An 11,924-nucleotide genomic window follows, 5' to 3' on the forward strand; every position below is an offset into this window, starting at 1 on the left:
GATAATTGTCGAGTTTTTCTCATCAATGAGGCGTTTTGATGACCATCAAGCAGCTCCGTGCCTTTCTTGCCGTGGCGCAGACACTGAGTTTCGCCCAGGCCTGCGAGCGGCTGCACGTGACCCAGTCGGCGCTGAGTCTGGCGGTGAAATCGCTGGAGTCGCAGCTCGGTGGAGCGCTGTTCTCGCGCACCACGCGCCAGGTGCGACTGACCCCCGAAGGCGAGGCGCTGCTGCCGTTGGCGCGGCGGTTGCTGGCCGAGTGGGACGACGCCGAGGACGCCATGAGGCGGCGTTTCCATCTGCAGCAGGGGCATCTGGCGATCGCCGCCATGCCATCCTTTGCCTCCAATTGCCTGCCGCCACTGATCGCGGCCTTTCGTCGGCGCTATCCGCGCATCAGCGTCACCATCCACGACGTGATCAACGAACAGGTGGTGGAGATGGTGCTGGCCCAGCGCGTGGAGTTCGGGATCGCCTTCGAGCCGCCGCGGCAGCCGGCGCTGAGATTCACCCCGATCCACCGCGATCGCTTCGTGGCGGCGGTGCCGCCGACGTCGGCGCTCGCCGCGCAGGCATCGACGACCTGGTCGGCGCTGCTGGCTTATCCCTTCATTACCCTGCAGCGGCCATCGCAGGTGCGGGCGATGCTGGAGCGGCAACTGTCGCGACACGGCATGACGCTGCCGGTGGAGTTGGAGAGCCATCAGTTGGCCACGGTGGGCCAACTGGTCGGCAAGGGGTTGGGCGTGAGCGCGGTGCCGGCGCTGTGTCGCGTCCAGATGGAGGCGCTGGGCGTCCGCTGTCTGGCGCTATCCGAGCCGGTGATCGAGCGGCCGGTCGGCGTTGTCACCCGCGCCGACCAGCAGCTCTCATCCACCGCCAGCGCCTTTCACGCCCTGGTGGAGGGTTCAGCTCGGGAGATCGTCGAGGTCTGAGGTGCCCGGCAGCGAGACGAATGCGCCGGGTCGCGTCGCCGCGAAGGCGCCGCAGCGACAGGCGAAGACCAGCGCATCGTTCAGCTTGGCGTCGTCGGCCAGCCAGTCGCCCAGCGTCGCGCAGACCACCTCGGCTCGGGACAGGGACGCCAGCAGGCCGCCGATGAAAGCATCGCCGGCGGCGGTGGTGTCCACTGCCTGGACCGCCGGAGGCACCGACTGAATCTGACGGTCCGCCAGATGGGCGGTCACTGGCCCCGGGCCGTCGGTGATCACGATCAGTCGGGCGCCCTTGGCCAGCCTGGCGCTGATCCACTCCTCGGCACTGCGATCGCCGCGAAGCGCATCCAGCTCTTCGGTGGAGAGCTTGATGAGATGGGCCCGCTCGAGCAGCTGCTCGACCAGCGCGATATCGACATTGCCCTGGGGCCATAGCATGGCGCGAAGATTGACATCGACGCTGATCAGGCAGCCGCCGCGGCGGGCGATGCTGGCAAGGTCGAGGGTAGTGCGGGCGATGGCCGCATCGGTCAGACTGTTGCTGCACAGGTGGACCAGGGCCGGTTCGGTGAAGATCCCGGGTGGCAGGTGTTCCCGGCGATAGAGCAGGTCCGCGGCGGGTGGGCGGTAGAAGTCGAACTGGCGCTCTCCCTGGCGATCGCGGGAAACGAATGCCAGGGCGGTGCGGGCTTCACGGGTTCGCACCACGTGCTGGGTATCGACGCCATAGCGGGTCAGCTCTTCGACCAGGAAGTCGCCGAAGCGATCGTCGCCGATCATGCCGAGGAAAAGGCTGGGGATGCCCTGACGAGCACAGGCCACGGCGGCGTTGGCCGGCGCGCCGCCGGCATAGGGCGTGAAGGTCTCGGGGCCGCTGTCGTCGCCCAGGCGGCTGGACAACATGTCAACGAGGGCTTCGCCGAAGGCGATGATGGGAATCATGGGTTACCGACTCTCTTGTCGAACGGGAATCGAAGATGCGCTGCCGTCGCTTCGCATCGAACGTCATCACGGCACTCGGTGACTGCGTGCTTCCTCGAGCAGCGCGAACCACGTCGGGCGATCGAGTTCGAGATTACCGCTCAGCAGCAAATTGTCGATACGCCTTTCATTCAACGTTCCGGTCACCGGTACCGGTTTGCCGGGCAGCCGCCGCAACCAGGCCAGCGCCAGTCCCGCCGTGGTCGAGTTGAGCTGTTCCGCGAGACGCGAGAGCGCGGTACCGAGCACATCCTCGAAGACCGAGCCGCCACCCAGCGGGGACCAGGCCATCGGCGCCAGGCCGTCGGCCAGGATGGCGTCGTAGAAGCCGTCGAACAGGGCGTCCGGATGGGCCAGCGAGAGCTCGAGCTGGTGGACGCCGAGCCGGTTGTGCATGGCGGCCTGCAGTCGACGCCACTGCTCCGGCAGGAAGTTGGAGACGCCCACGGCGCCGACCTTGCCCGCCGCGATGGCATCGTCCAGGACTCGGGCCGTCGCTTCCGTGTCCATCAGCGGATCCGGGCGATGGAGCAGGAAGTGGTCGAGCCGGTCGACACCGAGACGCGAGAGCGAGTCGTCGATGACCTGGGTGAGATGGCGTTCGGAGGTATCGTAATGCTTGACCCCGAAGGGCGAGGTGTCGCGATGCGGCAGGATGATATTGCCCTTGGTCACCACCCTCACCCTGGACTTGAGCGACGGTCGGCGGGCGAGCGCCTCGCCGAAACGCTGCTCGCCCAGGTGATTGCCGTAGCTGTCGGCATGATCGAACCAGTGCAGGCCCTGGTCCACCCGGGCTTCCAGCCAGTCGGCGAACTTCTCGACATCGTCGAATTCGGGCCGCTCGTGGAGACGCATCATGCCCAGGATGAAGGGCGAGTCGAAAACCAGATCATCACTCACGCCGATGTCGCCTCCCGCGCGATCGTGGTGGAGAGCAGGTGCTGGCCGTCCGGCACCAGCCAGACCGGGTCGACCCGCGTGCAGGCGGCCTCGACGCACAGAAAGCGCATCCCGGCGGTGGCCGGGGTGTCGCCGGGCAGGTCGTCGCCGGGATGCCAGATCACGGTGGAGTCGCTGCCCTGCTTGGAGATCGCGAGGCGGCGCTGCCCATCATCGAGGATCACCGGGCGGTTCGACTGGTAGATGCGATCGAGCGAACCGCGAATACCGAGTTCACCCTGCTGATGATGCTCGGCGAAGTGTTCGAGCTTGTCCAGATAGCGTGCGCCGGCCAGCCCCTCGACACGACACCGGTGGGTGTCGGCGACGGCGAAGTACGTGTGCAGCGCGCCCGTCAGCTTGACCGGGGTGGTGCCGACGTGGCGCGTCATCAGCTCGACGCTCAGGCGCTGGCCGTTGGCATGAACCACGGCATTGGGAACCAGCTGGTCGTGCAGGCGCTGCTCCGGGGAGAGATGGATCTCGACGCCGCTACCGGAGACGCTGTCGTCGATGGCATCGACCCGCCACGCCGCCGTGCGGGCCGGGCCATGCATGGGACCCTTGCCATCGGGCGATTCGTCGGCGAACCACGGCCAGCACAGCGGAATCCCGCCGCGGATGGCGCCGGGCATCGGTTGCGGCGTCGGCGTGACCCACAGCCAGCCATCCTCCGCGCCGGGCGCCGGTGGGGCGCCTGCGGCTTCGGGGGCGAAAGGTAAGAAGTGGAGCACCTGGGCGCCTTGCAGCGAGATCGCCAGTTCGCCCCAGTCGGCATTGATCAGCAGTAGGCGCCGACCTTGCCAGTCGGCTTCCCGCTGGCCGTCGGTCGCGTCGACCAACTGCCGCAGCGTATCGGGAATCATGTCACCTCCTCGTTGTGCAGGGCTTCCGCCGCCCCCAGCAGTCCGGTCCAGGGCGCCGTCACTACCCAGGTGGGAATGCCGGCATTGTAGGCGCTCAGGCGTCCCTTGTCGGCAAAGGCGCGCCGGAAGTCGCTGCGCGGCAGCCATTCGATCAGGCGCGGCGTGATGCCGCCACAGAGGTAGACGCCGCCCAGGGCGCCGAGGGTGAGCGCGGCATCGCCGGCGCAGGCGCCGAGGATCCTGATGAAGCGCAGCAGCGCCTCGCGGGCGACGCGATCGCCGGCCCTCGCTGCGCCGGTCACTTCCGCCGGGGTGTTGTAGCTGGCGGTGACATTGAGCAGGGCGGCGTGGGCGAGGTAGAGATCGAGCAGGCCTTGGCCGCAGAGCAGGCGCTCGATCGAGACGCGCCCATAGCGGGCAGTGAAATAGTCGAGCAACTGTCGCTCGCGCTGGTCGGTCGGGGCGAAAGTGGCGTGGCCTCCTTCCGTGGTGAGCGGGATCCAGTGGCGTTGGCTGGGGATCAGCCCGGCCACGCCGAGCCCGGTCCCCGGACCGATGACCAGACGGGGGCGGCGGGCCTCGGCCTCGCCTTCACCGATCTTGACCAGATCCTTCTCGTCGATGTGGGGAATGCCCAGCGCCTGGGCGGTGAAATCGTTGATGACCTTGAAGTTCGACAACCCCAGTTCGTGGGCGACCGCCTTCTTGGAGAAGGCCCAGTCGTTATTGGTCATCTTGACCCAGTCTTCGTGAACCGGGCAGGCGAAGGCCAGGCACGCCTCTCGGGGCGCTTCGGCACCGACCTGTTCGAGATAGGCCTGAATCGCTTCCACCAGTCCGGCGTAGCGCGCGCAGGGCAGCGTCTCGATCGATTGAAGCTCGACGCTGCCGGGCATGACCAGCGCAAAGCGCGCGTTGGTTCCGCCAATGTCGCCGATCAGGGCGGGAGTCGTCATGTGTGCCCTCCGGGCAAGTCGGCGGCATCGAAGCCGCCAAAGGTTGCCGCGCCTTCCTCGGCACCGCCGACCAACTGGCGGAAGCCGGCGAACAGTTCGCGGCCCATTCCCTGATGATAGTGATCCAGGTCGCAGGACGCCGGTTCGCGTTGCGCCCAGGTTTCGGCATCGACCAGTGCCTCCAGCACGCCGTTGTCTGGGTCGAGCAGCACCCGGTCGCCGTCGCGCAGATAGGCGATGGGGCCCGAGTCGACCGCCTCCGGGGTGATGTGGATGGCCGCCGGTACCTTACCAGAGGCACCTGACATTCGCCCATCGGTGACCAGTGCGACCTTGTGCCCGCGATCCTGCAGCACGCCCAGGAAAGGGGTCAATTGGTGCAGCTCCGGCATGCCGTTGGCGCGGGGGCCCTGGAAGCGCACCACGACGATGACGTCGCGATCCAGCTCGCCGCTTTCGAACGCCGCCTTGACCTGACTCTGGTCGTCGAAGATGCGCACCGGTGCCTCGACCCGGCGAAACTCGGGCTTGACCGCGGAGACCTTGATCACGCCGCGCCCCAGGTTGCCGTCGAGCACCGCCAGCCCCCCGGTGGCGGAAAACGGCCGGCTGATCGGCCGCAGCACCTCTTCGTCGAGACTCTGCTGCGTGCCCTCGCGCCAGACCAGTCGGTCCCCCTCCAGGAACGGCTCCTGGGTATAAGCGGTCATGTCGGTGCCGAAGGCCGTGCGCACGTCGGCATGCATCAGGCCCGCCGAGAGCAGCTGCCGCACCAGGAAGCTGACGCCGCCAGCGGCGTGGAAGTGGTTTACGTCGGCCTGGCCGTTGGGGTAGATCCGGGTCAGCCCCGGCACGACCGTCGACAGCTCGGCAAAGTCGTCCCAGGTGATGGTCAGACCCACGGAGGCGGCCATCGCCACCAGGTGCAGGGTATGGTTGGTCGACCCGCCCGAGGTGAGCAGCCCGACCATGGCATTGACGATGGCGTGGGCGTCGATCTGCTTGTAGAACGGGTGGTAGTCGCCGCCCTGATCGCTGTTGCGGATCACCTGCTCGGTGCTGAAAAGGGTGATGGCGTCGCGCAGCGGTGTGCCGGGGTTGACGAACGAGGTGCCCGGCATGTGCAACCCCATCATCTCGAGCATCAGCTGGTTGGAGTTGGCGGTGCCATAGAAGGTGCAGGTGCCGGCGCTATGGTAGGAGTCGGACTCCGCCTCCAGCAGCGCGTCGCGGCCCACCTTGCCCTCGGCGTAGAGCTGGCGGATGCGCGACTTCTCGGCATTGGGCAGCCCGCTCGGCATCGGGCCGGCCGGCACGAACACCGCAGGCAGGTGGCCAAAACGCGCGGCACCGATGAACAGTCCCGGCACGATCTTGTCACACACACCGAGATAGAGTGCGCCATCGAACATGTTGTGCGACATCGCCACCGCCGTCGACATGGCGATGACATCGCGGGAAAACAGCGACAGCTCCATGCCGGGCTGACCCTGGGTGACGCCGTCGCACATGGCCGGCACGCCGCCGGCGAACTGCGCCGTGCTACCCATGCCGCGGGCGGCTTCCTTGATCAGTTCGGGGAAGTGCTCGAGGGGCTGATGCGCCGACAGCATGTCGTTGTAGGAAGAGACGATGCCGATATTGGCGCTGTTCATCAGCTTCAGGCTGTTCTTGTCGCCAGCGTTGCAGGCGGCGAAGCCGTGAGCCAGATTGCCGCAGGAGAGTTCCGCGCGGTGGACGCCACGGCGATGCTGTTGCTGCATCCGCTCTTCATAGAGTCGGCGTCGGTCGGCGGAGCGCTCTTCGATGCGCCTCGTTACACGGTCCAGGGTAGGGTCGAGCGTCATGGGGTGCCTCATCGAGCTGTCAGGTTTATTTGGTAAACTTACCAAAAAATACCCCGTATGTTCGCGAATGAGCCTTTGGTATTAGCCTTTTGGGGTAATATTTTTTCATGTGACGATGTTCTAGACTACGTACTAGGCTATTCACCAGTTCTGCTGCGATCTAATCTTTGCGTTCGATCCGATGCAGTGCCGGGATGGAGCGCAGGCTCGCTGCCCGGCCGATTCAACGTCTCGATTACGCCAGCTTCAGCGTCTCAGTCACGCCATCAAAAGGAGAGCACCATGACATTGCGTGTCGCCATCAACGGATTCGGCCGCATTGGCCGGAACGTACTTCGTGCCATGTACGAGAACGGCTATCGGGATCGGATCGAGGTCGTCGCCATCAATGATCTCGGCGATCCTGCGCTCAACGCCCATCTGCTGCGCCACGACAGCGTCCACGGGCGCTTCGGATTCGAGGTCTCCCACGACAGCGATACCCTGAGCGTAGACGGGGATAGCATTCGTATCCTCTCCGAGCGCGATCCGTCCCAGCTTCCGTGGAAGTCGCTGGACGTCGATCTGGTGATGGAGTGCACCGGGCTGTTCACCAGTCGCGACGCCGCCGCCAAGCACATCGAGGCGGGCGCGGGGCGGGTGCTGATCTCCGCGCCCAGTGGCGATGCCGATGCGACGATCGTGTTTGGCGTCAACGAGGGAACGCTGAAGGCCGAGCACCGGGTGGTCTCCAACGCCTCGTGTACCACCAACTGCCTGGCACCGGTGGCGCAGGCGCTGCAGGACAGCGTGGGTATCGAGAATGGCCTGATGACCACGGTCCACGCCTACACCAACGATCAGAATCTGTCCGACGTCTATCACAAGGATCCGTACCGCGCCCGTAGCGCCACCCAGTCGATGATCCCGACCAAGACCGGCGCGGCGGCCGCCGTCGGACTGGTCCTGCCGGAGCTGAACGGCAAGCTCGACGGTCTCGCGGTTCGCGTACCGGTGATCAATGTGTCGCTGGTCGACCTGACCTTCACCGCGGGACGGGATACCACCAAGGAAGAGATCAACGAGATCGTCACCAGGGCGGCGGCCAGCTCGCCGGTGCTGGCGGTGAACTCGCAGCCGCTGGTATCGATCGACTTCAATCACGATCCCAACTCGTCCACCTTCGATGCCAACCACACTCGCGTCAACGGGCGCCTGGTCAAGGTCATGGCCTGGTACGACAACGAGTGGGGTTTCTCCAACCGCATGCTGGACACGGCACTGGCCATGCAGGCCGTGAGCTGAGCCCAGGGGCGGCAATCGCCAATGCCGGGCTGCTGGACGAGCTGGCCTGGGTGATCTCCAGGCGGTAGCAGCCCGGCTTTTCGCATGACAACGACGAGGGGTGGCAGAGATTCTGCCACCCCTCGTCCTTTGTCAGGACCTCGTTCAGAGCACCGGCCGGCCGCTTAGGCGTGAAGTACCCCCTATTTTGCACTCAAGTCGTTCGATCCAGCGTCGATAGAAAGCTGTATGCTGCCTATCATGTTGATGGTCTTGGACTTACCCGCCCTTCGCTTCTAGTGTAGGTCTGACGATGTTCATCTTTTCACCCAGCACCGAGGTCGGCGGCGTCATGCAGGACACCATCATCAATGCACATCGCCTGATTGGCGAGACGATACAGGAGCCCGGAGAGCCGCGCCGCGGACGAGTGGTTGGCGTCGACCAGTCGCGTCCCGTGCCGGTGATTTTCGTGATCTGGCAGGAGCAGTCGGGAATACAGCGCGTCGAATTGACCCGCGATGAGCTGAGTCGGCTCGCGAGCGCCTGCCACCTCCGTCAGTCGGGACAGGCGAGTGAGCGTGAGGACGAAGTCCTGGATGAGGGGACGGCGTCATCCGACGAGAGCAGGTCAGCTTCCCACGTTTCCGCTCGACGTCGCGTTGGCTCCCGCTAGCGCTATCCCCTATACCACCCAGCCGCCTGGACACATCTCTGCGGCTACATGAGGCCGGAGTGCATGGATCCACCGGATGCCTTCGTGCATGAGGACGAAAGCTTGGGCGCGGAGGCGCAAGATTGGCTACAGGCGCTGCCGGGCACGGCTTATGTCACCGATCCGTCCTGGTGGCTGGGAGAGCTGCGCTTCGTCGGCGACTCCATCTGCACTTTGAGTCACCGACCGGTGGAGGATCACCGTGCCCGGCCCGAACTGTGGCTGGCGCAAATTCCGGAGCCCGAGCGGCTGTCGGTTCTGGATCAGCTTCAGCAGGCCCTGACGCAGGGGAAAGCCGCGATACGGCTGTCATACGTCATCGAGAGGCCGGATGGCTCCCGCTGCACGATCGACGATAGCGTCAACATTCAGCGTGACGCGAGCGGCGCGGTCGCCACCCTCGTCGGCCTGTTGCAACCACGAGTCGTTGCCTTGGCGGAGCACGATGGCCCACCGCCGCAGTCGCTCCTCGATTACTGCGGCGACGTGCTCATGGCGCTCGACGAGGATCTCTGCTGCCACTATGCCGCCGGTGACACCCAAGGGGCGCTGGGCGTTGGCAGCGAGTCGCTACTCTCGTCGTCGTTGTTTGCGCTGATGGCGCCCGAGGATGGCTCTCGGATACGGCGACTGCTGGTCGAGGGAGCCGCCAACGCGAGCTCCTCTCTCGTGGAGTTGCGTCTGAGGCATAGAGATGGCGCCTACCGCTGGTTCGAGATTCACTTTTCGCCCTATCCGGTGCCATTGACGCCGGCATCGGAGCCTTCGGCCATGCCGGGTTGGGTTGCCGTTGCCAGGGATATCACCCAGCGGCGACAGCAGTCCCTGCAGTGGGATGCCTACACCGCAACCGACGAGCTCACCTCTGCGCTCAATCGGGAGCCGTTCATGGGGCTGTTGCGACACGCGCTCTCCAATGGAGAAGCCGGGGCCCGGTTCACGCTGATCGTGTTCGATGTCGATCGCTTCGGCGATATCAATCGGGACTGGGGGCGAGACGGGGGCGACCTCGTCCTCAGCTGTATCGGCGAGATGTGCCGGGCGATGCTGAGAGAACGATTCAGCTTTGGCCGACTCGGGGAGGACGCCTTTGCGCTGCTGTTGAGCGGCAAGTCGCTGCAGGAGACGGCCACCATCGCGGAGAGGTTGCGGAGCCGTTTCGCCTCGACCCGGGTGGAGTTCCATGGCCATTGGCTGTCGTTCTCGGTTAGTCTTGGTGTCGCCGAGCGACGCGATGGCGAGTCCGCGGAAGCCATGCTGGCGCGCGCCGAGGCGGGCATGCGCGATGCCAAGCAGCGCGGTCGGGATCGCGTCCAGCAGGCGCCATGAGAAGCGCCGGCCGCGCCAGGTGCCAAGCCAGTCATAGAAGGAGAAAGACGATGGGACGACTACTGCTGGCCTCGCTGCTCAGCCTGATCTGCGTGTCGGCCTGGGCCGATGAGGTCGAAGGCCCTCATGTCCAGGGAGAGACTTTCGAGTACGCCACCGGCGGACAGACCTACCAAGGCTATCTTGCCTACAACGCCAGCGACGATGAGCCCCGGCCCGGCGTCCTGCTGGTGCATGAATGGTGGGGATTGAACGACTACGTCAAGCACAAGGCCGACCAGCTGGCGGCGCTCGGGTTCGTTGCCCTGGCGGTCGACATGTATGGCGACGGCAAGGTCGCCCAGCACCCCAAGGACGCCAAGGCGTTCTCCAGCCAGGTGATGCAGGACTGGCCCTCCGCCAGGGCGCGGCTGGAGGCGGCGATGGCGGCGCTGCGCCAGCACCCCGCGGTGCGGGAGGACCGCATGGCGGCAATCGGCTACTGCTTCGGCGGTGGCGTGGTGATGAACATGGCGTTGGCCGGCATGCCGCTGGATGCCGTGATCAGCTTCCATGGCAGCCCGACTCAGGTCGTCACCAATCCCCAGCCGTTCGACGGCCTGGTGCGCATCTACAACGGCCAGGAGGACTCCCTGGTGGACCCCGAAGCGCTCGACAGCATGGCCGATGCCCTGACCAAGGATGGCGCCAGCGTCCGCGTGGTCCAGTATCCCGGCGCCAAGCACGCGTTCACCAACCCGGATGCCGACGCACTGGCGGAGGAGTACGACCTGCCGTTGGGTTATGACGCGGCCGCGGATGCCGCTTCCTGGCAGGCCGCCCTGTTGACGCTGGACCAGGCGTTGAATCAGTGACCGGGCCACGCCCGGAGTCCCAGGGCATCGGCTTCCAGCTCAGGCCGGGCGACTGAGGGCGAGAACCCGCTTGGCCAGGGCGATCATCTCGGGATCGCCGGTATGCTTGTCGGGGACGTCGGACAGCTTGATCACCGGCAGCCAGTGCTGGCCCTCGGGTCTCGCCTCGACCATCTTGACGACCATGTTCATGGGCTCGACGCCGACGTCGTTGGTGAAGTTGGTGCCGATACCGAACGCCATGCCGATACGGTCCTGACAGAAGGCCTGGATCCGTTCGACCTTTTCCGGCGTCAGGGCGTCGGAGAAGATGATCGTCTTGCTGCGCGGATCGATGCCCAGCTTTTCATAATGCGCGATGGTCGAGGCCGCGAAGTCGATCGGGTCGGCGCTATCGTGTCTGACGCCGTCGAAGAGTTTGGCGAACTTCTTGTCGAAACTTTCGAAGAAGGCCGGGCTGGTGAAGGTGTCGGTCAGGGCGATGCCCAGATCGCCGCGGTAGACATCGACCCAGTGCTCCAGGGCCAGGCTGTTGGCCATCTTGAAGCCGAAGCGGGCGCCGTGGAACATGAACCACTCGTGGGCATGGGTGCCGATGGGCTTGACGCCATGACGCATCGCCAGCAACACGTTGCTGCTACCGCTGAAAGCCTCGCCGCCGTGATGGCGCAGCGCGCCGACCACGCGATCATGCACGTCGAACGAAAAGCGTCGCCGGGTACCGAATTCGGCGATTTTCAGCCCCAGTTTCTGGTACTGCTCTATCTTGGCCCGGGTGCGGGCCTCGACCGTCTCGTCGGCGTCCCGCTCGACATCGCGCAAGCGATACCAGAGCTCGCTGATCAGCGCCATCAGCGGGACTTCCCACAGGATGGTGCGATACCACAATCCTTCGATCGTCACCGAGAGGTCGGCGCCCTGCTGTCGAATGGTCACTTCCGCCGGGTTGTAGCGGAAGCCGGCCAGGAAATCGAGGTAGGTCGGATCGAGATAGGGGCAGGTGACTTCGAGATAGTGCTTTTCGGCCTCGCTCAAGACCAGATTGGCCATCGCATCCACCTCGCGTCGCAGCGCGTCGCCGAATCCCTCGGGAAAGGCGTGCTCGCCCCGATTGATGAATGCGTAACGGGCCTGGGCATAGGGGAAGCGCTTGATCACGGCGTTCTGCATCGTGATCTTGTAGAAGTCGTTATCGAGAAGCGAAGTCAGCATGAGAACTCGTCATCAGCGTAAGCA

Annotated in this window: 11 protein-coding genes; 5 read left to right on the top strand and 6 right to left on the bottom strand. The window is 65.3% G+C overall.

Translation table 11 applies throughout. The features are described 5' to 3' along the window. Positions 1 to 38: 38 nt before the first annotated feature. On the top strand, positions 39 to 935 hold the full coding sequence (locus tag Q0602_RS18685) for a LysR family transcriptional regulator (protein ID WP_298846566.1): 897 nt from the start codon (positions 39 to 41) through the stop codon (positions 933 to 935). Here the strand turns inward: Q0602_RS18685 and Q0602_RS18690 are convergent. The 5 genes from Q0602_RS18690 to edd all read right to left on the bottom strand — a co-directional run bounded on the left by Q0602_RS18690 (position 909) and on the right by edd (position 6,527). Further along, positions 909 to 1,877 (bottom strand): carbohydrate kinase, encoded by a 969-nt coding sequence (locus Q0602_RS18690; RefSeq protein ID WP_298846569.1) that lies wholly within the window; start codon positions 1,875 to 1,877, stop codon positions 909 to 911. The two genes, Q0602_RS18685 and Q0602_RS18690, sit on opposite strands and share 27 nt — an antisense overlap. Positions 1,878 to 1,943: 66 nt before the next feature. Then, positions 1,944 to 2,819 carry an aldo/keto reductase gene (locus Q0602_RS18695; RefSeq protein ID WP_295041271.1) on the bottom strand — a complete coding sequence of 292 codons (876 nt, stop codon included), beginning with the start codon at positions 2,817 to 2,819 and terminating at the stop codon, positions 1,944 to 1,946. Then, positions 2,816 to 3,724, bottom strand: a complete 909-nt coding sequence (locus Q0602_RS18700) for a D-hexose-6-phosphate mutarotase (RefSeq protein ID WP_298846573.1) — start codon at positions 3,722 to 3,724, stop codon at positions 2,816 to 2,818. Before Q0602_RS18700 ends, Q0602_RS18695 begins: the two co-directional genes overlap by 4 nt. Beyond that, positions 3,721 to 4,680 carry a glucokinase gene (glk, locus tag Q0602_RS18705; protein ID WP_298846576.1) on the bottom strand — a complete coding sequence of 320 codons (960 nt, stop codon included), beginning with the start codon at positions 4,678 to 4,680 and terminating at the stop codon, positions 3,721 to 3,723. Before glk ends, Q0602_RS18700 begins: the two co-directional genes overlap by 4 nt. Then, positions 4,677 to 6,527 (bottom strand): phosphogluconate dehydratase, encoded by a 1,851-nt coding sequence (edd, locus tag Q0602_RS18710; protein WP_298846578.1) that lies wholly within the window; start codon positions 6,525 to 6,527, stop codon positions 4,677 to 4,679. The genes glk and edd overlap by 4 nt, the downstream gene beginning before the upstream one ends. Positions 6,528 to 6,809: 282 nt before the next feature. On the opposite strand from edd, the gene gap reads away from it, so the two are divergent. The 4 genes from gap (at position 6,810) to Q0602_RS18730 (ending at position 10,688) form a co-directional block, all read left to right on the top strand. Continuing rightward, positions 6,810 to 7,811, top strand: a complete 1,002-nt coding sequence (gene gap, locus Q0602_RS18715) for a type I glyceraldehyde-3-phosphate dehydrogenase (protein WP_298846581.1) — start codon at positions 6,810 to 6,812, stop codon at positions 7,809 to 7,811. A gap of 292 nt (positions 7,812 to 8,103) precedes the next feature. Next, a complete protein-coding gene (locus Q0602_RS18720) occupies positions 8,104 to 8,466 on the top strand; it encodes a hypothetical protein (protein WP_295037014.1) in 363 nt (120 codons plus the stop codon). 63 nt (positions 8,467 to 8,529) lie between these two features. Further along, a complete protein-coding gene (locus tag Q0602_RS18725) occupies positions 8,530 to 9,834 on the top strand; it encodes a sensor domain-containing diguanylate cyclase (RefSeq protein WP_298846585.1) in 1,305 nt (434 codons plus the stop codon). A gap of 50 nt (positions 9,835 to 9,884) precedes the next feature. Next, positions 9,885 to 10,688 (top strand): dienelactone hydrolase family protein, encoded by an 804-nt coding sequence (locus tag Q0602_RS18730; RefSeq protein ID WP_295037012.1) that lies wholly within the window; start codon positions 9,885 to 9,887, stop codon positions 10,686 to 10,688. A 39-nt stretch (positions 10,689 to 10,727) separates the two neighbouring features. On the opposite strand, the gene pncB is transcribed toward Q0602_RS18730, so the two are convergent. Continuing rightward, a complete protein-coding gene (pncB, locus tag Q0602_RS18735; RefSeq protein WP_295037011.1) occupies positions 10,728 to 11,900 on the bottom strand; it encodes a nicotinate phosphoribosyltransferase in 1,173 nt (390 codons plus the stop codon). Positions 11,901 to 11,924: the final 24 nt, after the last annotated feature.

Origin of the sequence: uncultured Salinicola sp. (assembly GCF_937921195.1) — a bacterium.
Lineage (GTDB): Bacteria > Pseudomonadota > Gammaproteobacteria > Pseudomonadales > Halomonadaceae > Salinicola.